Raw genomic sequence first — 23,316 nt, 5'->3', positions numbered from 1 at the left:
TAATTATCCAGTAATTAAGTATAGCTTATATATAGGTACAAATGTATATTATCTCGATTTGAGAATTGCTCTTACCTTAACTTAATTTTAAGTAATTATGGCTTCCACACGCCCCTTCTCAAGGCATCGGTTATTGTCAACAGGTTTATTTCATTAGTTCCTTCATAAATCCTCGTAACCCTATGGTCCCTCCAATACCTCTCTACATCGAACTCCTCGAAGTATCCATAACCACCATGTATCTGTATTGCTTCATCAACCACGTAATTGGCAACCTCGGTTCCATAAACCTTGGCAGCGCCTGCTAATGCTCCCATGGCCCTTGGGTCAATCTTGAATTTTAAGTAATCATCAATATAATACGCGGCTCTATAGATTAATGACCTAGCTGCCTCTATAAACATTGCCATCCTGGCTAGTTTTTCCTGAATCATTTCAAAGCTTATCAGCGGTTGCCCAAACTGTGTTCTTTTTTGTGCGTATTCGAGGGCCTTATCAAAGGCGGCTAATGCTATTCCAAGGCCTAGGGTTGCCACTCCAATCCTTGATACGTTGAAGTAGGCCAGTGTCCAATAGAAACCTTGATTCAAGCCCTTTTCTTCACCACCAAGCACGTTCTCTGCAGGGACCTCGACATTGTCGAGGTAGATCTCGCCGACGGGGGGGATCGTTCTCTGCCCCCCCATCTTACCGGTTAACCTCCTAATAGTAACACCCGGCCAGTCAGTATGTATTATGAATAGTGTTTGGCCCCTATGTCTCTTCTCGGGGTCTGTCTGTGCTAGGAGTAGGCCGTACTTGGCTGTTGGTGCGTTTGTTATGAAGGTTTTCATACCCTTAATTATGTACTTATCGCCCTTCTTCACAGCCACAGTATTCAATTGCGTGATATCAGTACCATGCTCAGGCTCCGTGTATGCACCGAAGAACGTATTCTCGCCCTATAAACAGGTGTAGGTATTTCTTTCTCTGTTCCTCAGTGCCGAAGAAGTAGAGCATGTGTGATGTGAATGGGCCTGCCATTATAGCGAGCCCCCCCAGTGTGGGTTCTGCCCTTACCAACTCCTCAGTAACGACTATGTCAGCTAGGTATGTAGTGAATCCACCACCACCGTACTCGGTGGGTATTGATGGAGCCAGTAAGCCAAGTTCGCCGGCCTTTTTATACAGGTCCCAGGGAAATTCTTCCTTCTTTTCATACTCCCTAGCGAGTTCAGGTGAGAAGTTTCTCTGGGCGAATTCCCTGGCAGTTTTTCTTAGTAGTTTCAATTCCTCCGCGTATTGCGGGAACAAATCCAGGATATCAGTCATTAAGGGTTGACTAAGTCCTCACGTACTTAAGCCTAATCAGTAAATATCCTATATATGCCTAGTCATTAATGGTTACTTCAACGATATGTTGCTTAATAACATTGAATTCATCATATTAAATTGAGAGTGTATTTTTTGTTAACTATATCCTAATTCTTTAGTTCTTTATTATTTTTATTTTTATCGATTTTATGTTTTATTTTTATTAAATACCTAAATATGGCTATATATTTATGATAAGGATTAAGCCTAAGGGATGCACTAGACTTAATTCATTGATGTCTATTGAGGAGTTCGTAGAAAAGGCTACGGAGTTTTATGACTATCCTTTAACGTTGACGAACCTCATAAAATGGGGCGCTGATACTTTTCCTGAGCAGGAGGTAGTCTACGCGCCGCCAGACGCGCCTAAGCTTAGGTTCACCTTTGCGCAGATCTGGGATAGGGTTAAGAGACTTGCCACGGCGCTTGAGCAACTTGGCGTTAAGCCCGGCGATCCCAAGAAATTAGGTACAAGGTTGGTGTGCTGGAGTGGAATTCGCACAGGTACTTGGAGCTTTACTACGCGGTTCCGGGGCTTGGTGCTGTACTACATACCGTAAATATCAGGTACTCGCCAGAGGACCTTGTGTATACGATTAATCATGCTGGTGACGAAATATTATTTGTTAAAGACGAGTTCGTACCGCTAGTTAGTGCAATAATGCCGAAACTCAAGACGGTTAGGAAGGCCGTAATAATGACAGACAGGCCAGAGCCGCCGCAGGTAAAGCTTCCCGGAATCGAGGTATATAACTATGAGGACTTAATAAAGAGTTCAAGCCCATATGAGTTTGGAGACCTTGACGAAAGGACTGTGGCTACGCTATTCTACACATCAGGAACGACGGGGCCGCCAAAGGGTGTATTCTTTACCCATAGACAGTTGGTTCTTCATGCAATGGCCGTTGCAATATCAACGTCAGCGCCGCCTTACGAACTTAGCGTCAGGGATATAGTGATGCCGTTGGTACCCATGTACCATGTACATGCATGGGGGGGAGGCCCACATGCCATGTTCCTCGCCGGCCAGAAGTACGTATTTACTGGGCGTATGGATTGGGGGGGCTATATATTGAAGACAATAAGTGAGGAGAAGGTCACGTATATATACGGAGTCCCCGTAATATTATACCTACTACTCACTCACCCTGACTCGCCGAAGTATGACCTAAGGGGGGGTCTAAAGTATGGTAATGGTGGTTCGGCAATGCCCGAGGGTCTCTACAAACTGGCAAGGTCCAGGGGGGGTATCATTGTGATTAATGGTTACGGCTTATCAGAGACTGCGCCAGTGATAGCTCAGGCATTGTTTAATGCATCAATGCTAGGCTGGCCCGACGAAAAGAAGGAGAATTACCTAATGAAGGGCCTTAGGCAGATACCACTGGCATTCATAAGGGTCGTTAATGACCAAGGTAAGGATGTTCCGAAGGATGGAAAAACCATCGGTGAGATTGTGGTTAGATCGCCCTGGCTAACACCAGCTTACTTCAAAGATCCTGAGAAGACCAGGGACCTATGGCGCGGCGGTTGGTTGCATACCGGTGATGTGGCTGTCTGGGATAGCGAGGGCCATATTTGGATCATGGATAGGCTTAAGGATGTTATTAAGAGTGGTGGTGAGTGGATTGTAAGCACTAAGCTGGAGGACATCATTAGTACTTATCCTGCTGTTGGTGAGGTTGCTGTTGTTGGTGTTCCGCACCCGAAGTGGGGGGGTGAGAGGCCGGTGGCCATTGTGGTTCCAAAGCCAGGCCAAAGAATCACGGAAGACGAAATCAAAAACCACCTAATGAAATACGTCGAAAAAGGAGAAATACCAAAATGGTGGCTACCAGACAAAATAATAATTAGCGAAAAAGAACTACCAAAGACAAGTACTGCTAAGGCCGATAAGAAGGTGCTCAGGGAGCTTTACAAGAACGTGCTTTCTTCATGAAATATATAGGATATATATTAAATAGTGTTTAAAAATCTAGGCACTATTATACACTCTATATGATAATTGACTTCCACGCGTGCCCATCTATAGACTTATCTACAATCAAGGATAGATTATCATTAATGAATATATCAAGGGCTGTCTTACAGCCAATAGATGCATTACCATTATTTCACGTAGTACCCAATGATTTTTTCAAAAAGTTATCAAAGGAAGATCCTTATTCAGCACTCCTCTGGAGTAAGTTCATAATCAGACTAACCAGTTTATGGTCGCCCAGGATGTATGATAATGTGAAGCTGTGGTATGAGGCGGCTTATCATAACGGCTTCTTTGTACCGCTGGCAAGCATCAATCCATCCCTTGGTTCTAAGTACGTTTATGAAAAACTCAATGAGTTGGAGGGCCTTAATGTTAGGGGGGGTATCGTGGTTTCACCAACACTTCAATTATTTGATCCAATAAACACGAGGGCCTTCAAGGCAATACTTGAGTATGTCGAGAGAAATGATATACTCCTTATAATGCACCTGGATCCCTGCCCATATAACGTAAACGTTTGTTTCGAGAGCCTCATGCCTGATATCCTTAATGAATTACTTGAGAGATATAGTATCAAGATGGTTTTATCAGCCTTGGGCATATCTGATGGAATGGCTTATCCATGGCTTGAGAGAATTGCCCGATTAATGAAGAGATATGACAGGGTTTACCTAGAGACTACGGGCATATCATGCATACTATTCAACACGTTAATGGGACGTGACTTCGTAAAGTCAGTGGGTGCGGAGAGAATTCTATATGGCGGTGGTTATCCATACCTAAGGCTTAGGCAAGTAATTAGGAACTTAAACTGCCTTGAGTTATCTAAATTGCCTAGGCGTGATTTAGAATCAATACTATATGATAACGCAGCTTATCTGCTGAGGGATATGGGTGTTGATATCGAAGAAAATGATGAAATAATAAAATAAAGTTAATTTTTATTATGAGAAACAGCATAGAAGTTACTTCGTACTCATGACGGTGGTGGTACTATACCAAGTGGTTGCGGTATTCCTAGTGAGACCACAATACCGAGTATTAGAAATAGTACGCCATCAATCATTGCCAAAAGCCCTGAGACCCACTGCAATCTGGCGTTCAATTTATAACCAGCTATTGCCGCTGTCAATACCTGTAAAGCTAAGAAGAGAAGCGCCAATGATAGTAATATTTGGTTACCTAACCCAGCCATGACGGTGACGTATAGGAAGTATATACCGGAGTAAAGTAATAGGTGGTTCATGGCAAATAGATTACTCTTACCTACGGTTAAGGCTATGCCGATAGCCCAAAGGATCGCATCAAAGACGGCGGTTGCGGCTGAGGATAATATTGCAGGAAGATTCGTAGGCGAGGTACATGACATTACATCAAACAATACGCCTATTAGTAGCATGATGGCGCCACTAAGGAAGACAATACCCAAGTCCCTGGGTTCATTTTTCTTTCCAATATTCATATTGACACCACCTACTGTTATTAGCATGGCGCCACCAACTATATACACAAGATCTGTTGCCGCCAGAGCCATACTAGAGGCAACGCTCATACGGGTTAATCGGTAATTAATACTAAGTTTAAAGTACTTCTTTTACTTTTTATATTTATATTATCTATATTATCAAAAATTATATATACTATATCAGGTCATAATTAGTTACTTATACTTACAATAAAAATTTAATTGCGCTATATTACAGAAACGTGGTGAGGAAGGTAGCTATTGCAATTGTTGTAATATTGGCTAGGGTAATATATAGTGCCTACTGGTTTTACCTAGCACCCGCTCTGCCAATAATTGGCGTTGAGTTTAGGGTTGGTAAGGCATTACTTGGCTTGGTCCCATTCATATTCATCGTCGGTGCTGCAGCATTTCAAGTACCGGCGGGCATCATCGCAAGCCACCTGGGCAATGCCAGGACCGCAGGTCTTGGCCTACTTACCATGGCGATTACAGGCTTGTTAGTGCCCCCTCAGCATTAACTTCTATGAGGTATTAATCCTCAGGTTAATTGCCGGTGTCGGTGCTGCACTATTCTTCTCGACGGGTGCTGCAATACTATCAACCGCATACCCTGAACGCGTCGGTACACTACTTGGCATTTATAACGCAGCCTTCGGCCTTGGTTCAGGGATAGGCTTAGCGTGGAGCATTACATACGCATTCCTTGGGTGGAAATTATCAACGCTGCTTCTCAGTGTTGTTGGCATTCCTGTGGCATTGATAGTATTCTTTATTCAGGGTGGTTACATGCATAGGCTGCGCATTAGGTTTAGTCGTGATGCAGTAGTGATTGGTATAGCAACGAGCGGCTTTTGGGGGGGTGCGTATTACGCAACCGGCAACTTACTGCCCACTTACGCCGTTAGTAGGGGGGGTTTGCCTCTCTATGTATCCTCATTATTAACGTCAATAATGCTTTTCTCAAGCATATTTGGAGGGCTTTCTGGTCGAGTCATCGATGCCATTAGAAATAGGGTCTTATTAATAGTGGTGTTGACTATAGTGGGTACCGTACCGCTAATCTTCATACCCACGTTAAATATCGCAGCCATAATAATTGCCGGGGGGGTTTAATGGGCTTCACGAATGAGCTGGCATTAACCGCAGCATACGCGTTAGTTGCCAAGCATGAGAACCCAGCCCTATCCCTGGCGACATTGAATGCCCTGAATATGGTCATTGGCATGTGGCTTAGCGTTGTGTTTACGGAAACCATGGTAGTATCATACTCATTGCCCTGGATATTAATGATAGTAGTGTCCCTATCGCTCCTACCACTGCTTAGGCTTGCGAGGGTTACCTAGCCATTTTATAATTATGAATCCTCGACCCAGAGAATGTCCCTCGAATTACCAACGCTCTTATCACTAGGTAAACCACGGCTATCGCGAGGACTACGAAGTATGGCGTTAGCTCGATTATGTTTATGCCAAGCACGGACTCCGTAGCCGTAAATATTGTTATTAAGGCCGCCGCCACAGACACCACCTTATCCAACCACCTAATTGTGTCAACGCCGTAAAGCACGGCCTTTATCCTCATCGTAGCGGCCCTAAGCAGGGCAAAGTTAGCTGATAGGTGGACTATCAAATTGGCGAGCATTGATAGGAAACCAAGGAGTAGGAAAGCATTGAAGGGCCCGAGTAAGTAAGTAATCACTAATGCAATTGCATCAAGGGCCAACGCACTAATCAGCACTGAGATTACTGGGTTACCCTTACTATTAACTAACGATAATAAACCTGGTAGTTGTCCGTCATCGGCCATGGCATATAAAGTCCTTGATGATGCAAGTACGTAAGCCAAGGCGCCAAGCACGCCATCATTAAACATTGCAAAGATTACTATCGGGTCGAGTAACACGCCAAGGAAGTGATGTAGTACTATTACAACAGGTGATAAACCCTTACCGGTGGCCTCATTTAAGAACCTAATAAACTCATGAATGTTCATGTATGATAAGCCAGCGACTGCCGTTGAGTAAATGGCCAATGCGGCCAGGGCACCGCCAGTGATTATGACGGCCTCCACCGCCCGGCTTATCGTCTCCCTAGCTCTCTTAACCTCGCCGCTCAATGGCGCTATCGTGCCGTAGCCCGTGGGAATCGCTATTGCGTAAACTACGGCAACCATCAATGTTGACAACGGTACTGAGCTTGCATAAGCAAAGGGATTGAAGAGAATGCCATGTGGGATCAGAAGTAATGCCATGGATATTAATATGAGGGCTGCCATCTCTAACGAGCCCGCGAAGATAGCGTACCTAGCCGAGATTCTAATACCCAGGTATGCCAGTATGGTCATTGTTGCCAGGGATATTGGTAAACTGATTTGCCAGGGGGGGATCCCCAGTATCCATTGGGCGAGGTATGAGGCACCGATCACGTAGGCGGCGCCGTAGAGAATCGCATAAAATAGGTAATTCCAGCCAATGAAAAAACCCGTGGACTTACCACCGAGGTACTTAGTGGCGTACTTATAATAACCGCCGGCTTCCGTGACCCTCTTACTAAGTCGTGCAACCACGAAGCCGTTGATAAACGCTATTAGTGTCCCAATTATTATAGCTACGGGGCCCGCCAATCCGGCTATGGCCAGGGTTGCAGAGGCATAGGTTAGGTCGCTAAGAAATGGTGATTGCCCACCTAGGCTTGCGAAGAATACGTCCCAGAATCCCAGCACCCTACGCAGGCCGACCTCGCTCACGCTACTACGCAGGTTATTGTTTACATGATTGTTCATATTTATGGCTTTATGATATCATAGAAACGTAGTCTTTAAAAATCTAACTGTTTTTTACTGAAGTATTCACCGTACATGACCGTGGGGGGGAACCTGTATTGTTTATGAGTACTTTTAAAAATTTTCTATTTAGAGTAATTAGAAATTGAAGGACAGGTTTCAGCCAATAATCTCCTAAGCACTGATTGGGAATCACCAGGTCCTCTAACATAGTGATAAATAACATTACCGCAATTAAGGTCCCTACCTTTACCAGCGATTATGTGGATCTCACTTCCTAACCCACAGGGATCATGCACTAGCCTCCTGAAGTACCTCATGTAGGTCTTCGTCAGCCTAATAATCACGTAATCCCACCTACCGCTTACTAATTCATTCATGTCCGGATTGCCGTAAGCCATCCACTTACTTAGCACAGTCTCGTTAGTACTCCCTAAATAAGCATCGTAGGGTATTATCCGCCTCTCACCACTTATAATACCATATCTAGCGGACAATATAAAGACATCAACACAACTTCTGAAGCGTCTGAGAATTCTGAACTCAGGTCCATCATACATATCAAGGGCCGGCCTCATCAAATCACTCAACGCACTCTCATACTCGTCCTCTCTCTCAAGGTCAAAACCAGGTACCAAGCCAAGTCTCTCCTTAACCAACTCAATCCTAACCGACTTCCTCCTACTGCAATTAATAATTACAAGAACCCTCCTGCTCATTAAACGGCACCTGTTGACACGTACTTAAACAATAACCCCATCCTATCAAGTAATCTATAACCGGCTCCGAGTTTAAGTAACTCAATGACGGAGCGAGGCCTCTTAACCAGTGAACTACCGATGACGTTGATGCCCAACCCATGCAGCACTGGGGGGGGATAGGCGGCAGCCGTGGGCCCGCTCAATACGGTGATTGCCCCATCCATCCTCATGGCCAGTAATTGATCAATTGTATTATTTACCATCGCGGAGCCCGTTATAACGAGTATGTCGCAATTCGGTATTATGAGTGGTGCATTGATATCAGGATAACCATCATGCCTCAAGTCACTCCTCCTCTCCAGTTGATAAACACCGCACTTACCCCCCCTGAGTGCCTCTGCAACCGGCGTAATACTACCGACAAAACAAGCCGTGCACGAGGGCTTAACGAACCTCAGAATCTCGCTCTTTAAATCACCCTGAGAAAGCCTGAGCCCATCACGCACAACCAAGTAATGAGATATGGCGTTAATCAGTGCAATCCCCAGGGCCCTAACCAGTGAGTCTAGGTTAATAACGAGTTCAGGGAGCTCCTCAACCCTAGGGACGACGCCGACCTCGCCGGCCCTCAAATCCTCAACCGGAGTGTAGGCAATGCCAAGGAACTCCCCCCCAAGCCCTGTGTTTATAAGCACGTAGGTATAGTTAAGGCAGCTGCATTGGTCAAGGACCTCAACACGGTCATTACCGAGGAGCTTCAGGACCTCCTCAGCAACCTGCCTACTGAAGAATCTCCGCATACTACCTCCCAATCAACTTCGTGAATCTGAGGGCATCATCAAGCATGTGCACGTTATTAAACATCACATATACGGTGGATGACTCAATACCATCAACGATGGCCTTAAGTCTCCCAAGGTCGTCATCGGTGTACTTATATGAGTAATTAACCTCACCCTTACCAATCCCATGAAGCCTAAAGTAGGCCGTGTCGCGGGTAACGAGCACCTCATGCTTAAAGGGATCAACAACGTGCACAATACCCACCTCCTCAAATATCCTCTTCAGTAAATTAACGTTATTATAACTAACGCCCCCCCTAGGTTCCCAACCAATCCTACCATTACTACTTATCGTGCGGAAGAACTCAACAACATCCCTAACACTATCCTCAGTCACCTCCATGGAAGGCGGCGTCTGAAAGACATAAAACACCGGGTTGAGCGGCTTGGTCACGTTAACAAATTCATCCCAAAGCTCGAGATTCTCCCTCGTGGGCCTAAGCAAGCCATAATTACCCAAGTCACCCGTTAACCTAGCCCTCCTTATCCTGCGCCAAGTCGGTGAATCACTGGTATGCGTCAAACCCTGAAACACCTTAACGGCAAACTGAAAATCAGCAGGGGGGGCCTCCCTCCTCAGGCTACTCATTCTCTCCGGTGTTGGCAAGTCATAAAAGGTCTCCTGTAACTCCACAACCTTAAATAATGAGTAATACCTTGATCGCGCCGTGAGAAATCCACAGGTGCCTATCAGGATATTTCTCATTAATTAATAACCCTAATTATGGGCTATATTATGCTTTATCCTGCTATCCCTCAGTAATATGGCTCCCTCTAACGACTTTTATTAGCTATTTCCTAATTAGTTAGGTTTTCGTATTTTGTAGGGTTTAATTACCCTTGAATTATCACTTACATGTTATGGGTTATGTCAGGGTTAAGGGTGTTATAGGTAATACGGATAAGTCAAGGGTTAGGGAGGTTGATTTCCTAGTTGATACCGGCGCGTTTTATACCGTGATAAATCCAAACCTCGCCGAGGACCTGGGTATAAAGCCCATGGCGAGTATAAGGCTTAAGCTGGCTGATGGTCGTGAGATCGCCGCTAGCCTATCGCTGGCTTACATGCGATTCCTTGATAGGGATGGTATATTCCCAGTGATTATTTTAGAGTCCCCCCCGAGCCATTACTTGGGGGGGTCGTAACCTTCGAAGGTCTTGGTCTTCGTGTTGACCCAACCACTGGCCGATTAGAGTATTCGAGACCATACGGATTGGCGGTACTTTAGGTCATCTTTACGCAATAATGGCCATGAGGTTACGTATTTAATTACTTGGAAACTAAATTATTACTTAGAATAGAGTGCCATTAATAGAGGTGCGTCATATCACTATGACGTCCGTAATACACCATGCGGTTCTAACCTCTCTATGTCAGTTCTATCGAAGTCCTTATCGAATGATATCAATTTAAGGCCCATCTTCTTAGCGTAGTAATAATGAAGACCATCGTCAAAGTCCAAGCCTACCTTAAACGCAAGCTCCGCGGCCATAGCCTCCTCATCAACCGGTGAATCGATTATTACGAGCCCACGCCAAGTACTCATCTCAGGCAGGAACTTACTTATTAAGTCAGGCTTACCCAGTATGGCTGATATGGCATATATAGTGAAATGAAGAGCGTAAGCCCTAATGTCTCCTTTCTTAACCCTGTTAAGGAACTCATAGCATTCAGTCCACTTATCCCTTCTGTATATTACCTCCAGGAATATGTTGGCATCAATTAGGTACATGGGCCCTCCTCCTTAAGGCCTCGACGAGGTCCTCACCACTCCATTGATAATCAGACTGAAGGCCAAGGCCCACAATAGCATCAATACTACCATTAGTCTCACCATAAAGCGCGAGTTCCCTGGCTATTAAATCAGCGACGGCTCTTGATAACGAACCTCTCCTAAGCCCATACCTCTGAGCCACGTACCTACGAAATCTCTCAGCCAAATCCCTAGGCAATTCAACCTTAATAACCTCAATATCTCTCTTACCCTTACTCATCGAACAAACACTAAGGAAATGTAAGTACAAAAGTACTTAAGAACTTTTTATTAAGCAACGCCAAGCGTTTAATGATATTAACCATAATTAATAATATTAAAGATTTAGGAAACATCAATAAGAAGTTGATCAACAACCTTAAGTAGTGAATTAAGGTAAATAAGTATCACATGGCTTCTTTGGCAATTCTGATCATCACTATTCCTGGCGAAGTTCATATTGACGAACAACACCTCTCAACGATATAGTTAATTATAACCTCCTGACCGCATTCGCATACGTTGATGGACTTAAGCCTTAACCTAGGTCCCTCCATCGTTGTTGGGTATCCCTCGCCCTCTATGAATGATGTACCTGCTCCGAACACGTATGGTGATACCGTGAGCCTAATCTCGTCCACAAGCCCCCCCTCCTTAATCAATTCCCAATTAAGGTGTCCACCACCCTCCACAAGGACCCTCTTAACGCCCTTCTCCGTGAACAACCTCTCAAGGACGTCTTTAAGGTTAACACGTTCCTTACCCATTACCCATACCTCAACGCCCATGTTCATTAATTGAGTGATCTTACTACGGTCAGCCTGTTCCGTGGTGACTATTATCGTTGGTGCCTCCTTATTCGTGACTACCTTAGCCGTTAGTGGTGTTCTCATTTTCCCATCAATAACGACCCTTATGGGGGGGTTTCTAACAGCCTTAACATACCTAGGCGTTAGTGTTGGATCATCATTAATTACCGTATTAGCCCCCAACCATTATCGCATCGACACTCGCCCTAACCTCATGAAGTCTCTTTAAGTCGAAGGGGGGGCATGAAAGCCTTGAGTAACCGGTCTTACTGGCTATCCTACCGTCCACCGAGGCCGCCGAGACAATAATCACATAAGGTCTCTGCATCAACCACCCTTTGACCTCACCAAGTCAAGGCTTAAAAACATGGTGGGATTACTATTAAGATAAGAGTGCATTAATGATCCCTAATCACCTCCCAAGCTACACCATGTGTACCGCCAGGTTAGTCCTTGTTAAGACTTCCCTCATTACTCACGATATTAAACCCAGTAACCACCCCCCCTCATCAGGCCTTAACCATGTAATACATTTGAGAACCTAAATAATTTCGTAAGGCACCGCAGGCTTAAGCTAGCCTTCATGAACCAACGTAAGGCGTTAAAAATTGACCGATGGCTATGTTCATGGATTAACGTTTATGCGCTTGATGACATAAGAGTTTATTTAAGGCGTCTCTAATCAATCATCCATATTACTATTAGGCCAAGCACTTTATTCGACTTATTCATTAATGATTCCTGGCCTGTACGACCACCCATGTACTCACTCATTCTTAACCTGATAAATGATACAGACTTATTATCACGGCATATTGCAACAAGGTCTATTTCCTTCTTAAATATAAGCTAGGTCTTGTTCCTTAACTATGAATTAATTCTTACTCATTATTAGTAGGTGTTCTGTTGGTGTTCTTTCGTCTTTAAGTCCTGTTGCTGGGTTTTTATCTACCTTGAAGAGCCTCCTTGAGACTATCCTATCCACTAGGGTTACCTCGTGCCTCCAGCCAAGGCTCTCCAGGTGCTCCCTGAGTACCTCATCTATTGGCACCCTGATGTTCCTAATCTTTGTTGGCCCTACGAATATTGCAATGACCCTCCCAACCCTCCCGTGGTTGTTGTCCAGGAAGTGAACCAATGACCTGAAGTACGCGTCGTAGATTTCAAGGAGCCTCTCATGATCAAGCCTCCTAACCTCCTCCCTCACCCTCGCGTACGCCTCACTATTGACCTTAACGCTTGGTGGGTTATTATACGGTATCTCGCGCCTGGCGAGCTCCGTCAATCTATCGCCATAACCAAGCCAAGCCAGTTCAAGCTTGAACGACCTAATGTACTCCTGGGCCTGTAGGTACGGTGGCGAAGTTATTAATACATCAACATCCCTATCAAGCCTCATGTTCAGTGAATCAACCCCCCCAGCCCTAACGATCAACTCAACCTCCCTGGGACCCCCCCTGGACTGGTAATCCCTAATCTTATCGTAGGTCTCCCTGCATACTGCCAATAAAGCTCCCTAAGCCTACTCCACCAATCACCCCCCCTTAGTAACTCCCTAACCCTAGCCTCGGCCTCCCTGGACCTGTACAGCTTGGCTATCTCCAGGTCTGCGTAGCTGAAGTACCTCGTGACCTTGAGCAGTGGTATTGCCACCACGGGCTTCAACTCGCTGGGCACGGCGTAATGCCAGTAACCCCCCCAGGCACGGCTCAGCACCTCGTAGAACTCCCTCGGGTGCCAGTAATTGATGTTACTCCACAGGGGGGGCCTGTAGGGCCTGCTGAACCCCCCCCAATCAATGTCGAAGTCACTAAGCCTTAACTCCCCCCCAGTGTACGTCGATGCCCTAACCAGGACCTCCATGATTGGGTTTAGGTCCCAAAGAACCGCATTCCTACCAGTCAGTGAGGCCTCGATGGCTACCGTGCCATAACCAGCGAATGGGTCGAACAACCAATCACCCTCGCTGGTGTACTTATTAATGACGTACCTAACGACATGCGGTATGAACTTCGCTGGGTACATATAGAGTGCGTGGGTGGCGTAGGTGGTCGACGGAACATCCCTAACCAACTCCCTAAACAAAACCTCAACCCTACCTTGCATTTCTATGGATACTACCGACTCAGACTTTATAATTAACTAACCCAAACGTATGCGCATAATATTTCTTGCGTAGCCACAGGGCATTAAGTAGCTCATTATTCCATACTCAGGATGATTTAGGCATTACCTACTGCATTGCATCAATTCATTTTAGGTGAACTAACCTGGCTTCATCATTGAAAAAAGCTTTAGGAAGGCGAGCCTATACTCGTCATTAACCGGTATGGCAACTAGGTAGCCGGTATAGAGACCATACAGCACCAGGGAACCCCCCCTTGGCGCCAGGAGTACAGCGGGTATCGCGAGCAAGTCCTCCTCACCATCAACCTGTATGAGCACGTGAACACCACTAGCAGCATACCTCATTGCATCTTTCACGGTATTAATTACATCAAAACCCAGCGTTGCCGGCCTATTAACCATATTAATGACCCTGTCAAAACCAGTAACCTCAACATCGCCCATGCCAATTGTCCTCCTGGTCTTCAAATCCATAAAGGCCAGGTTGGGAGTCCTCCAATACTTATTGTGTTCATCGTGACCACATCACCAACTGTTATAAGGAAGGAATTTTCATACTCGCTCCTTACCCTAATAATCGACTCAGGTGCCTCCCTACCAATTGCTATACCAAGTGGCCAAGCCATCATGGACCTAGCCCACTTACTGGCGAGTATATACACAGCAATGGCTTATTAACAAGTCATTAATAAGGAATATCGCGTGCTTGCATACATTGATTACCCCGAGTGGCGACGCTTAATCGAGGATTACACAGCACTGGATGATTTACTGATGAAAAACATGAAACAAGCCCTTTCGCTCATCGTGATGGTCGGTGGTGGTTATGATGAGTCAATTAACAGTACGTTTTTAAGGGCTTGGAATGGTTTAACGGGTAATGAGGCTTTATCGAGGATGTTCATGCACTAGCCGTTCAGTATAGGAGGGGGGGTTGATTAAGGAGGTGGATTTGGCGGGGGGGGCGTTAATTGATTTGCTTAGTAGGAGGAGTTTCTCCCTAGTCGACCTCATAATGATGAACAACTACCTCAAGCTTGTTAATGATATCAACATCCTGGACCTCGGGCTCGCCATTTTTTATGAGAATCCCGAATCAATACTGGCCGGCGTTAGGGAACCCGCTGACCTGGTTCCGAATAAGCTAGTTAGTAGGGAGCTCACGATTGACCTGGAGGCTAGGTGCATGGTTGTTAGGAGGTCGTTCTCTGTCCACCTATCCAGGCAGTATGAGTCTGGCATTTACGTGTTGATTGGTCCAACCCCCCCGGCTTAATACCGTATAGTAAGTTCGCGATGTCCAGGGTTGAGGGTGTTGAGGTTTCGGACCCGGTCTTCTCGGCCATTGTTAGGTTTGGTGTTAGGGCTGTGAGTAGGCTGTTGGTAAGGACCTCATACTCACCTTACCAAAGCCCATGGATGTTAAGACGGACATTGATTACTGCGTTGGTAATGTCCTTGTCTCCTTACCGCAGACCATGGGGGGGCTTAGCGATTACTTGTCCCTAGTTGGTAAGTTAATGGGTATGGGGGGGTATAACGTGCGTAAATCACCATTTACCCGCGTTGATGAACTTATTGAGTATTGCCTATCGAGTCGTGGGCAGGAAGTGAAGTGAAAGTTTTGCTTAACTCTGTTACTCGCTATACACATGACTCTGGAAGTAATTTATTAATCGCAGAGAGAGTAATTAAGTGATGAGTAGCTTCAGAAAACTTTCATTGATGAGGGTTAAGGGTTTAGTCATTGCCGTAGCCGTAATAAACAACGAAAGGCATATTCTAATGAACAATGAGGCGTCTAAAGTGGTTAGGGAAGTGAATAGGTTGCTCGGACTTAGAAGGTGCTCAGTATGTGGCCATTGGGTAAGGCCTGAGGATCTTGGTTACGTGGAGATCGTGGGTAATAAGGTAACTAGGATCGTGTGTCAGGACTGCTTGGGAAGGACTTACTCAGACATTGCCGAGCTAATGAATGAGTGCCTTACCAAGTAAATAAAATTCCTTAAAAGTCCTTATTATTTACCAGGGTCAGTAAGATGCCGTTATTATCGGAGACCTGGCTTGATAGGTATGTTGGGATGAATTACTATGTAACGGATTGTGAGGGCATTGGTGGTAGGATTAAGGAGAGACTTGAGGACTTCATAGTTGAGGAGGTGCTGATTGATGGGCAGGTCGTGCCCACCAGCGTCACTGGCAAGCCATTACCTAGGATCGTTGGTAAGCCGGGACCCTGGGTCTGGATGATTATTGAGAAGAGGGGGTATTGACGCAATAACGCTATCGTTGATAATAAGTAGGAAGCTTGGTGTTGGCTCTCGCGACATAAGCTTTGGTGGACTTAAGGATGCGGTGGCCATCACATCACAGGTGGTCTCTGTACGTGGGATCTCAATTAATGAAGTACCCAGCGACTTCGGCAGAGGCATCAAGGTACTTAGCGTGGTAAGTATGGATAGGGCCTTCACAACCGGTGATATTTGGGGGGGCAACGAATTCACCATAAGGGTTAGGAATATCGACCCATCCAGGAAGGACAACATTAACTGCATGATTAATCAACTGATGGAGAGAGGTTTACCCACATACTATGGTTATCAAAGATTCGGCTTAAAGAGGCCGAACTCCCACGTTATAGGTAAGCACATTATTTTTGGTGAGTTTGAGGATGCCGTCAATGAATTGCTAGCTCATGCATACCCAATGGAACCCCCCCCAAGGATTAGGGAAGTCAGGGAATTCATCGCGAGGACTGGTGATTACTCAAAGGCCCTTGAATTAATGCCCAAGAGCTATAGGTATTACCCTGAAAGAGCTGTACTTAGGCAATTGGCCAGTAACCCCCCCAGGGATTTCGTGAACGCCCTAAGGAAGTTGCCCCCCCGTGAATTATTAAACCTCTACGTTGAGTCCTACCAATCATACCTATTCAACCTAGCCCTGAGTGAGCGGATAGGCAGAGGTTTACCAATAAATAGGGCGCTGCCTGGTGATATTGTTGCCCTGCTTGATGAGCATGGATTACCGACTAAGCACGTAATTCACGTAAATGAGACTATGGTTGATAAGGTCAATGAATTAGTGATAAAGGGACGCGCAATCCCCGTGGGGGGGCACTTAGTAGGTTATAATACCAAGTTCCCACCCGGTATTCAGAGTGATATAGAGCTTAGTGTGCTTAGGAGGGAGGGTGTGGATTTATCGATGTTTATGGTTAAGTCAATACCAAGATTATCAGTCAGGGGGGGTGGTTATAGACCGTTATTTACTAAGCTCATTATCATTGGTATTAACCTGGTTAATTACGAATTGAACATAGTCTTCAGACTACCCCCCCGCGGTAACTACGCCACGGTATTCCTCAGGGAATTAATGAAGAGTAGACACCCCCCCGAGATTGATTTCACGTAATCTTAGTCATATTTATGACTAAGAAATGATATTAAAGGCAAAGTAATGACGTAACTAGATGCAACCAATACTACTGGGAATACCTGGGCTTGAGTATCAGGGGGGGTTCATGGAGTGCGAGACCAACCTCCTACTGTCATTAATGAACTCAATAGAGAGGGGGGCGTCACGGAGAATAGAAAGCCGCAATATCCTGACAAGTCATGGTGGTCCGTACTAATGATGGAGCCAGTGAAGGAAGTGCCGAGTATAGACCCAACGCAGGCACCACTTGTTAAGTTAACCAGGGCATCACTAATAAACATACCAATCACCGACCCAACATATGGCAAATACAGCATTAAGATGAACCAGGAGGTGGATCCAACAACGGAGATAAACAATGTGATAAGCTCAGTAATAGCCGAGGCCCAAACAAAACCCGTAATAGCATCAATCAACGCACTCGATAGATTCCTACATCTAAAGCCACAAATGAAGTGCGAAATCTATAACCAGCTCGATAGGGCATTGAGGAATTTAATCCTGAGAAACGACATAACACACATGATACTGTTCTCGCCATACGGCAATCCACAGGGACCTGAGGAGGGCAATCACTCGGATTACGGTGTTTACATAGCCACAGTAACAAGGCCTAGGCATGAGGATACCGTAAAGATTCACGAAATAGGCTACTTATTCAACCAAGCCGTTGAGGATATAATGGCGAGCCAAGGCCTTTAAACCCTTTGGACTAAATAAGGTACCTGCATTAATTACTAAGATCAACAATTTCATGAACGAACGATTTAACCACTGCAATTAATCGATAAGGGATAAGTCACGAAAAGCTTAAAACTCATGCGGCGCAGCAATTGCTCAGCCCGGTAGCTCAGCCCGGTCGGAGCGCCCTGGGGGGGCGAAAGCCCCCGTGCAAGCCTCGTAAGCGGGAGGTCCCGTCAGCCCAGCCCCGGTTTGGCTGGGGGGGCTGGGTTGGGACAAGGTTCAAATCCCGGCCGGGGGGGCTCCATACTTATTGGAGAGGTTTAGTTTTTGTTTTATTGGATCCGTGGGCTTTAGTTGGGGTTGCATCCTCGAGTCTCCTGCATTTAGTCCTAAGCTTAATACGGCCATTATTATTCACGTGGACGCTCATTTTAATACCAACAACCTCAATCGATGACCTACCCAGGGACCTAACGTTCACATTAGCCAGTGTCACTAAGTTCTTGAGCTTCTCGGCGTCGGGCAAGGTGCTCAAGTCCTCAATTAAAGCCTTGATCGAGGAGTCACTAAGCATTTGCTTGATGGAGTCAACGGCCTTCGAGGACTTAATCACGTACGCGGTTTCATACTTTCCATAACTCTCCCCCCCTGAATCCCAAGCCCTCGAGTCTCTTAATAGTTCCACCCCCCCACAACCCACGCTTCAACACACCCATGTAGAGCCTAACCATCACCTAAACCGTAAACAATAGGAATGCCGTGAAATCATCATTGAATCAATCGCTCCTGATGATTACCTGAGGTCACTACGTAACCAACCCTAGGTCTCTTATGTAATCATGAAGTTTATTTATGATGCCCGTGATTGCATCATTAACTCATTGTGGTCTTACCCAATAAGAGTTCCGTTGTGAATCACGTGGTTTTACCCCCCTCAGTATTCTCATGACCTCCCAGTTTTTCGTGGGCTTTGTCTCTATTAATAATTCCCTAACCTCATCATTACAGGCGAGTAGGGCCTTTACGGTGGTTTCCCGCCTAGTCCTTATTACGTATATGGTTGTGCCGCCCTGGACGACCTTATTCACCACGGCCTCACTATTACCAGGTATTAATAACTCATTATCGAGACACTCAGCACTCACTATCGCCGCGTACACGGTTTTCATGAACTCACTATACAATTGACTTATGATAACCGCACCAATGTGGGTGCACAACCCCCTGCTCTCGCCCCAGGCACTTACCTGACAATCGCAGGTGTATCTGCCGTTCACGAACCTAACCATGTACTGAGGCAGCTTGTCACCCATTGATGGCTCACCCCCCCTGACAACCCACGTATCACCACCCAAGGCCCTAACGCTATTGCTCAGGAATCTTCTGAGTGACCTCCTTACCCAGGACCTTGACTTGCCCGGGTACCTAATCCTTAACTCCTCGATTACTGCCCTGATAACCTGCCTATCTATTCCATACCCACTGCCTTATTCTGAGTAATTAACTAATGACCTTATCGGTTAGTTTTTACCAACCCTCCTCCTAAGCACCTCCCTAACACTGCCTATTGCACTTTCAATACCCGAGGAGTCTATGTCATAACCCTTATCCCTCCACATGCCCCAATGCCCTACTTATTGATTTTTCGACGTAGTCGACCTTATCCATGAGAACCCTCAGTGTGATGCCCCCCCTTGCCCTGCTCGTGCTCATCAGTATTTTCATGATTATGGCCATTGCCGAGTCGTAGGTAGCCCTCAAAGCCTTGATCACGAATTCCCTATTTAGTGGCTTCACGAAGTACACCATGTCCCTATACTCATGGCGTGATAGGGCACTTGCTAGGTCGCCCAGCATTGACGCGTCGGGTAGTAGGTATGTGGAGTTGTCAATCCTTGGGCATAGCATTAGTGTTGCTGTTTCCTTAATCATTGAGTATATGTGGGTCTCATAACCAGGTATATCAAAGGTCCAAAGAACAAGGTCACTATCATCATTCGTAACCACGAAGTACTGCAAATCCCTCCTCAACTTAATGACTAGGGTCTCATGGACATCCTTAACATCATCAACACCCTTATATCTACCCTCAAAGCTCCTCGAGGACTTACCGCGTGTATAGCCAGTGACTATGTACATCAGGGTTAAAATAACCCAGGGGGGGTTTATAAATTTTACTCTAATAAAGAATAGAAACATCAGTGAAAGTATTGGTGAAGCATCTATTTATTATTGGTGTGTTAAAGTTTGGGCAGGCAGAGTGGAGGTAAGAATAATCTCACCTCCACTCTTCAGGTCCAAAAATGTTCAATTACTCAACATCCTGCTCGCCCTCACTCAATTCCTTAATCTCCTCACCACCCTCCCTCTCACTCAGCTCCAGGTATATCAATGCCTCAACCTCGTCCTTATTATTCAAGCCTAGGTTCTCTATTACGGTGGTTGGTAGGCTCGCACCGTACTGCGACTTGTGTATCCTCCTTATGTTTCCCTCATAGGCCATGTACCTATTGTCCTTAAACAACCAAATCCTCACTGGCGCCCCATTCCTGAAGCCAAAGTACTTAACGGTGGTCGGCAACGGTATGTACGCATTAATCACCTTATACTCCCTATCACCAACCCTCCTACTACTCTCATAAATCCTAACCCTAGCCCTAACCCAAACAGCATTACCAAAACCAATATCAAGCACAGTCATACAGTATAGCCAGGAAAGCCGCCTTAAATCCCTGACCATCATGCAGAGGCCGAGACTTGGATATGCAGAGTGGAGGTGAGATTATTCTTACCTCCACTCTGCCTGCCCAACATGTTCAGTCCCTCAAATAGTAATGCCACGGCCATTGATCACTGAATTAGCAATTAATGTTTTTAAGGGTTGCCGTGTTAAATCGTGTTGATGACTGATGAGTGGTTGATTAGGGATGTTAGGGGGGGTGTTTTGGAGAGGGTTGACAGGGTTGGGCTTGGGTTTAGGGCTCAAAATCCCAGGTTGCTCGTTGTTATTTTTTATGACCTGTACTGCCCAGGCTGTGCCCTGCTCGAGGATGAGGCCGGTGATTACCTAGTTGAGTTGTACAGGAGTGGTAAGGCATCGCTCTACTTCGTTGATTACCCGGTGCACAGGGGTGTTGAGAAGCTCCACGCGACCTTCAGGTGTATCTATAGGAGGGACCCAATGGTCTTCCTGGAGGTCCTAAAGAGGCATTACGAGGCTTACCTGAGCGGTAAGTTGAAGGGTGAGGAGGCCGTTGCGGAGGCTGGTGGCGATTGCGTAAATGAGGAGCTTCAGAGGGTTATGGAGCTAAGTCCGTGGCGAAGGAGTTGGGTGCCCCCCCGGGTACACCAACGATGATAGTTGGCAATTTGAGTAGGAATATTGGGCAGGGGATATTTGGTTACCCAGGTATTATGAAATTGGCGAAGATAATTGAGGACTTCTATATCTATTAAAACTCACTTACGGCGGAATTTAGCCATTGGCGTGTACTTCCTCCTAACCTGCAGTAGGGCTATTAGTATTAATGTGTTGCCCAGGGCGTTTATTGCCGTGCCGGTCTCCATGGCGCCAGGTATCAGCGTTAACCACATTATAACTGCAATTATTGATACCAGTACACCAGCCTTACCGACGTTACTCCTAAATTGATTAACAACCATGTAGCACCAATGTAGCTGGCCACCGATAGACCCAACACTGTACTCACGGTTACTAGGAATAACACGGCAGCCGCGGTATCGCTACCATACATATAGAGTAGGTAGGAAAATGCCAGTAATGGCACTGCGATGAACATTAGGTACCTGTAAATCGTTGATAACCTACATACGCCTCTATTAACTATGCAGACTCCATTCCAACCAAACATCTCAATACCAATCCAAAGGGTTGCCACAATCAACTGAAGCGCATCATTAACCAAGTCCGTGAACCCCCCCATAAGAAGTAATGCCTTTAGTATTACGTCAAGTACTAAGCCGTATATGACGGCCGTTAAACCCTCATAAACACCCCTTATGATGCTCATCAACGTTTTAAAAATAATCGATAATTTTAAGCAATATCATTTCAGGCTAAGTATTAGGTAATTGATCAGTTTCATTTTAATTAGCGGAACCACTAACCAGTAGGGTGGTATTATTGTTGATAACGTAAGTATTGTAAACACGATGATCAAGCCCTCGGCCAACCCACCCTTCCAACCAGTCCCCCCCAACTCCCTGGCGAGCCTCACGTAATAGGCACTGAGATTACGGAGTTAATGACAAGGAGAACCGCTAGCCAGGTAAGGTTACCATAAACCAGCGCCAATATTATGTATAGCTTCGACCAGAAGCCCAGGAGTGGTGGCGTTCCTATGAAGGCCAGGGATATCAACCAGGTACTCACTGCATTGTTGCCCTTTGAGAATACGGTGTTAAAGAAGCCCATTTTACCAACAGCATTCATGAACAATTGCAGTAACAAGCCAATAAATGCAAAATCAAGGGTTGCCCCCCCCATCTCCTGGGCGCCCATTATTGCTGCCGCGAAGGCAGCCATTACATAGCCCATGTTGCTATTGAGGAGTAGGCGAGGACTCTCGGACTCTCCCTACTTGTTAATGCGCCTATGTTGCCTAGGAACATCGATATTGTTGCGAAGGCGCCGGCTATGTAGGCTAGGTAGTACGGTGATACCCCATAGAGGCTCATCGTGGTCAGCGTTATCTTCACGGCAACAATGAATGGGGGGGCTATCTTGGCTATTGAGGCTATTATTGCGACGGGTATTGGGTTGCCTGCCGTGAACACGTCGGGCACCCACTCATGCATTGGAGCCGCGCCAACCTCTAGGGATAGGCCGAGGAGTAATAGGGAGAAGCCTATTATGTACGTTATTAATGACGGGCCTGAACTAATTATTATTGCGCCCACGAAGAAGAGTACCGTGGCTATTATCATGTTGACCACGTACTTAACACCAACCTCAATGCTAATGCTTGGGTCACCCATTAGGATCAGTAGGTATGTTGGCGCTGAGACTAGCATCAACGACAGTAGTGTTAGGGCTAGGTTGCTTGTGTATAGGGCCAATACCGTGGCTATTATCATTATTGAAATGAGCATGTAGTCAACGCCTCTTATGGATGATTTTACTCTCATTAACGTGATTAATCCAAGTATGCCAATAACCACGAGGAAAGCCACGTAGACCAGGAGATGAATATCTGGGGGTCATGAGGAGAATTAGCATTGATATTAATGGCACTATCCAGGAATACCTCCTGGCACCCTCACTTAGGAGCAGAGGCGCTGTGCCAACCGTGTTTATTACTGTTGAGGCGAGGAGGATGTATATGTAGGGAATAGTCATCATGCACCACCCCAGG

At 45.9% G+C, this 23,316-nt stretch carries 33 protein-coding genes, 1 tRNA gene and 3 pseudogenes; 16 read left to right on the top strand and 21 right to left on the bottom strand.

The window, feature by feature from the left end; translation table 11 throughout:
- Positions 1-95: 95 nt before the first annotated feature.
- Entirely contained in the window at positions 96-872 is a 777-nt protein-coding gene (locus tag JCM11216_RS16020) for an acyl-CoA dehydrogenase (RefSeq protein WP_243675086.1), read from the bottom strand.
- A gap of 31 nt (positions 873-903) precedes the next feature.
- Complete coding sequence (locus tag JCM11216_RS16015; protein WP_243675085.1) at positions 904-1,311, bottom strand: acyl-CoA dehydrogenase family protein; 408 nt, start codon at positions 1,309-1,311, stop codon at positions 904-906.
- 233 nt (positions 1,312-1,544) lie between these two features.
- On the opposite strand from JCM11216_RS16015, the gene JCM11216_RS16010 reads away from it, so the two are divergent.
- Genes JCM11216_RS16010 through JCM11216_RS03650 form a run of 3 tightly spaced genes read left to right on the top strand, consistent with a single transcriptional unit; the run spans position 1,545 to position 4,269 of the window.
- Complete coding sequence (locus tag JCM11216_RS16010) at positions 1,545-1,913, top strand: hypothetical protein (RefSeq protein WP_243675084.1); 369 nt, start codon at positions 1,545-1,547, stop codon at positions 1,911-1,913.
- Positions 1,835-3,292 (top strand): long-chain-fatty-acid--CoA ligase, encoded by a 1,458-nt coding sequence (locus JCM11216_RS03655; protein WP_243675083.1) that lies wholly within the window; start codon positions 1,835-1,837, stop codon positions 3,290-3,292. Before JCM11216_RS16010 ends, JCM11216_RS03655 begins: the two co-directional genes overlap by 79 nt.
- 59 nt (positions 3,293-3,351) lie before the next feature.
- A complete protein-coding gene (locus JCM11216_RS03650; RefSeq protein ID WP_054853330.1) occupies positions 3,352-4,269 on the top strand; it encodes an amidohydrolase family protein in 918 nt (305 codons plus the stop codon).
- Between the two features lie 44 nt (positions 4,270-4,313).
- On the opposite strand, the gene JCM11216_RS03645 is transcribed toward JCM11216_RS03650, so the two are convergent.
- Positions 4,314-4,889: a hypothetical protein gene (locus JCM11216_RS03645; RefSeq protein ID WP_054853329.1), complete on the bottom strand. Its 576-nt coding sequence runs from the start codon at positions 4,887-4,889 to the stop codon at positions 4,314-4,316.
- Positions 4,890-5,047: 158 nt separating this feature from the next.
- Here JCM11216_RS03645 and JCM11216_RS03640 point away from each other — a divergent pair.
- Together JCM11216_RS03640 and JCM11216_RS16005 are read left to right on the top strand one after the other, a co-directional pair.
- Positions 5,048-5,918, top strand: a pseudogene (locus JCM11216_RS03640) (MFS transporter).
- Positions 5,918-6,148 carry a hypothetical protein gene (locus JCM11216_RS16005; RefSeq protein WP_243675082.1) on the top strand — a complete coding sequence of 77 codons (231 nt, stop codon included), beginning with the start codon at positions 5,918-5,920 and terminating at the stop codon, positions 6,146-6,148. The pseudogene JCM11216_RS03640 and the gene JCM11216_RS16005 overlap by 1 nt, the downstream one beginning before the upstream one ends.
- Here JCM11216_RS16005 and JCM11216_RS03635 read toward each other — a convergent pair.
- The 4 genes from JCM11216_RS03635 to JCM11216_RS03620 all read right to left on the bottom strand — a co-directional run bounded on the left by JCM11216_RS03635 (position 6,141) and on the right by JCM11216_RS03620 (position 9,835).
- Positions 6,141-7,550 carry an APC family permease gene (locus JCM11216_RS03635; RefSeq protein ID WP_243675081.1) on the bottom strand — a complete coding sequence of 470 codons (1,410 nt, stop codon included), beginning with the start codon at positions 7,548-7,550 and terminating at the stop codon, positions 6,141-6,143. The two genes, JCM11216_RS16005 and JCM11216_RS03635, sit on opposite strands and share 8 nt — an antisense overlap.
- A gap of 161 nt (positions 7,551-7,711) precedes the next feature.
- Positions 7,712-8,305, bottom strand: a complete 594-nt coding sequence (locus tag JCM11216_RS03630) for a hypothetical protein (protein ID WP_054853327.1) — start codon at positions 8,303-8,305, stop codon at positions 7,712-7,714.
- Entirely contained in the window at positions 8,305-9,087 is a 783-nt protein-coding gene (locus tag JCM11216_RS03625) for a DUF364 domain-containing protein (protein WP_054853326.1), read from the bottom strand. The genes JCM11216_RS03630 and JCM11216_RS03625 overlap by 1 nt, the downstream gene beginning before the upstream one ends.
- Position 9,088: 1 nt before the next feature.
- Positions 9,089-9,835, bottom strand: coding sequence for a DUF72 domain-containing protein (locus JCM11216_RS03620; protein ID WP_054853325.1), 747 nt, complete (start codon positions 9,833-9,835; stop codon positions 9,089-9,091).
- A 155-nt stretch (positions 9,836-9,990) separates the two neighbouring features.
- Between JCM11216_RS03620 and JCM11216_RS03615 the strand changes: the two genes are divergently transcribed.
- Positions 9,991-10,275 carry a retropepsin-like aspartic protease gene (locus tag JCM11216_RS03615; protein ID WP_054853324.1) on the top strand — a complete coding sequence of 95 codons (285 nt, stop codon included), beginning with the start codon at positions 9,991-9,993 and terminating at the stop codon, positions 10,273-10,275.
- 185 nt (positions 10,276-10,460) lie between these two features.
- Here the strand turns inward: JCM11216_RS03615 and JCM11216_RS03610 are convergent, their stop codons facing one another.
- The 7 genes and pseudogenes from JCM11216_RS03610 to JCM11216_RS03585 all read right to left on the bottom strand — a co-directional run bounded on the left by JCM11216_RS03610 (position 10,461) and on the right by JCM11216_RS03585 (position 14,481).
- Complete coding sequence (locus tag JCM11216_RS03610; protein WP_054853323.1) at positions 10,461-10,862, bottom strand: PIN domain-containing protein; 402 nt, start codon at positions 10,860-10,862, stop codon at positions 10,461-10,463.
- Positions 10,849-11,124 carry a hypothetical protein gene (locus JCM11216_RS03605; protein WP_054853322.1) on the bottom strand — a complete coding sequence of 92 codons (276 nt, stop codon included), beginning with the start codon at positions 11,122-11,124 and terminating at the stop codon, positions 10,849-10,851. The genes JCM11216_RS03610 and JCM11216_RS03605 overlap by 14 nt, the downstream gene beginning before the upstream one ends.
- A 214-nt stretch (positions 11,125-11,338) precedes the next feature.
- Positions 11,339-12,020 (bottom strand): annotated as a pseudogene (locus JCM11216_RS03600) (2,5-diamino-6-(ribosylamino)-4(3H)-pyrimidinone 5'-phosphate reductase).
- A gap of 546 nt (positions 12,021-12,566) precedes the next feature.
- Positions 12,567-13,199 (bottom strand): hypothetical protein, encoded by a 633-nt coding sequence (locus JCM11216_RS16000; RefSeq protein ID WP_243675080.1) that lies wholly within the window; start codon positions 13,197-13,199, stop codon positions 12,567-12,569.
- Complete coding sequence (locus JCM11216_RS15995; RefSeq protein ID WP_243675079.1) at positions 13,124-13,798, bottom strand: DNA methyltransferase; 675 nt, start codon at positions 13,796-13,798, stop codon at positions 13,124-13,126. The genes JCM11216_RS16000 and JCM11216_RS15995 overlap by 76 nt, the downstream gene beginning before the upstream one ends.
- Before the next feature lie 159 nt (positions 13,799-13,957).
- On the bottom strand, positions 13,958-14,293 hold the full coding sequence (locus tag JCM11216_RS03590; RefSeq protein ID WP_054853321.1) for a DUF359 domain-containing protein: 336 nt from the start codon (positions 14,291-14,293) through the stop codon (positions 13,958-13,960).
- Positions 14,284-14,481 (bottom strand): hypothetical protein, encoded by a 198-nt coding sequence (locus JCM11216_RS03585; protein ID WP_054853320.1) that lies wholly within the window; start codon positions 14,479-14,481, stop codon positions 14,284-14,286. The genes JCM11216_RS03590 and JCM11216_RS03585 overlap by 10 nt, the downstream gene beginning before the upstream one ends.
- Positions 14,482-14,521: 40 nt before the next feature.
- Between JCM11216_RS03585 and JCM11216_RS15990 the strand changes: the two genes are divergently transcribed.
- From JCM11216_RS15990 to JCM11216_RS15965, 9 genes are all read left to right on the top strand, one after another.
- A complete protein-coding gene (locus JCM11216_RS15990; protein ID WP_243675078.1) occupies positions 14,522-14,731 on the top strand; it encodes a hypothetical protein in 210 nt (69 codons plus the stop codon).
- A 22-nt stretch (positions 14,732-14,753) separates the two neighbouring features.
- Complete coding sequence (locus JCM11216_RS15985; RefSeq protein WP_243675077.1) at positions 14,754-15,095, top strand: hypothetical protein; 342 nt, start codon at positions 14,754-14,756, stop codon at positions 15,093-15,095.
- Between the two features lie 20 nt (positions 15,096-15,115).
- Complete coding sequence (locus JCM11216_RS15980) at positions 15,116-15,328, top strand: hypothetical protein (RefSeq protein ID WP_243675076.1); 213 nt, start codon at positions 15,116-15,118, stop codon at positions 15,326-15,328.
- A 189-nt stretch (positions 15,329-15,517) separates the two neighbouring features.
- On the top strand, positions 15,518-15,814 hold the full coding sequence (locus JCM11216_RS03575) for a hypothetical protein (protein ID WP_054853319.1): 297 nt from the start codon (positions 15,518-15,520) through the stop codon (positions 15,812-15,814).
- A 44-nt stretch (positions 15,815-15,858) separates the two neighbouring features.
- Complete coding sequence (locus JCM11216_RS15975) at positions 15,859-16,092, top strand: tRNA pseudouridine(13) synthase TruD (RefSeq protein WP_243675075.1); 234 nt, start codon at positions 15,859-15,861, stop codon at positions 16,090-16,092.
- Complete coding sequence (gene truD, locus JCM11216_RS03570; RefSeq protein WP_243675074.1) at positions 16,073-17,233, top strand: tRNA pseudouridine(13) synthase TruD; 1,161 nt, start codon at positions 16,073-16,075, stop codon at positions 17,231-17,233. Before JCM11216_RS15975 ends, truD begins: the two co-directional genes overlap by 20 nt.
- Positions 17,234-17,291: 58 nt before the next feature.
- Positions 17,292-17,453, top strand: coding sequence for a hypothetical protein (locus JCM11216_RS15970; protein ID WP_243675073.1), 162 nt, complete (start codon positions 17,292-17,294; stop codon positions 17,451-17,453).
- A complete protein-coding gene (locus JCM11216_RS03565) occupies positions 17,453-17,959 on the top strand; it encodes a hypothetical protein (RefSeq protein ID WP_243675072.1) in 507 nt (168 codons plus the stop codon). The genes JCM11216_RS15970 and JCM11216_RS03565 overlap by 1 nt, the downstream gene beginning before the upstream one ends.
- A 137-nt stretch (positions 17,960-18,096) precedes the next feature.
- Positions 18,097-18,243 (top strand) — tRNA-Thr (locus JCM11216_RS15965).
- Between the two features lie 5 nt (positions 18,244-18,248).
- Here the strand turns inward: JCM11216_RS15965 and JCM11216_RS03560 are convergent.
- The 4 genes from JCM11216_RS03560 to JCM11216_RS03545 all read right to left on the bottom strand — a co-directional run bounded on the left by JCM11216_RS03560 (position 18,249) and on the right by JCM11216_RS03545 (position 20,642).
- On the bottom strand, positions 18,249-18,626 hold the full coding sequence (locus JCM11216_RS03560) for a hypothetical protein (protein ID WP_243675071.1): 378 nt from the start codon (positions 18,624-18,626) through the stop codon (positions 18,249-18,251).
- Between the two features lie 193 nt (positions 18,627-18,819).
- Positions 18,820-19,296 carry a hypothetical protein gene (locus JCM11216_RS03555; RefSeq protein WP_243675070.1) on the bottom strand — a complete coding sequence of 159 codons (477 nt, stop codon included), beginning with the start codon at positions 19,294-19,296 and terminating at the stop codon, positions 18,820-18,822.
- Positions 19,297-19,546: 250 nt separating this feature from the next.
- Positions 19,547-20,080: a hypothetical protein gene (locus JCM11216_RS03550; protein WP_243675069.1), complete on the bottom strand. Its 534-nt coding sequence runs from the start codon at positions 20,078-20,080 to the stop codon at positions 19,547-19,549.
- Between the two features lie 172 nt (positions 20,081-20,252).
- Positions 20,253-20,642 (bottom strand): hypothetical protein, encoded by a 390-nt coding sequence (locus JCM11216_RS03545; protein ID WP_054853316.1) that lies wholly within the window; start codon positions 20,640-20,642, stop codon positions 20,253-20,255.
- 201 nt (positions 20,643-20,843) lie between these two features.
- Here JCM11216_RS03545 and JCM11216_RS03540 point away from each other — a divergent pair, with 201 nt between their 5' ends.
- Positions 20,844-21,299 (top strand): thioredoxin domain-containing protein, encoded by a 456-nt coding sequence (locus tag JCM11216_RS03540; protein WP_243675068.1) that lies wholly within the window; start codon positions 20,844-20,846, stop codon positions 21,297-21,299.
- 247 nt (positions 21,300-21,546) lie between these two features.
- Here the strand turns inward: JCM11216_RS03540 and JCM11216_RS03535 are convergent, their stop codons facing one another.
- The 3 genes and pseudogenes from JCM11216_RS03535 to JCM11216_RS15955 form a co-directional block, all read right to left on the bottom strand.
- On the bottom strand, positions 21,547-21,972 hold the full coding sequence (locus tag JCM11216_RS03535; protein WP_243675067.1) for a hypothetical protein: 426 nt from the start codon (positions 21,970-21,972) through the stop codon (positions 21,547-21,549).
- A 36-nt stretch (positions 21,973-22,008) separates the two neighbouring features.
- Positions 22,009-22,179 (bottom strand): hypothetical protein, encoded by a 171-nt coding sequence (locus JCM11216_RS15960; RefSeq protein WP_243675066.1) that lies wholly within the window; start codon positions 22,177-22,179, stop codon positions 22,009-22,011.
- Positions 22,176-22,975 (bottom strand): annotated as a pseudogene (locus JCM11216_RS15955) (hypothetical protein). Before JCM11216_RS15955 ends, JCM11216_RS15960 begins: the two are co-directional and overlap by 4 nt.
- Between the last annotated feature and the right edge of the window lie 341 nt (positions 22,976-23,316).

Source organism: Vulcanisaeta distributa JCM 11216, assembly GCF_001315985.1.
GTDB lineage: Archaea > Thermoproteota > Thermoprotei > Thermoproteales > Thermocladiaceae > Vulcanisaeta > Vulcanisaeta distributa_E.
This window is presented reverse-complemented; position numbering and strand designations above follow the sequence as displayed.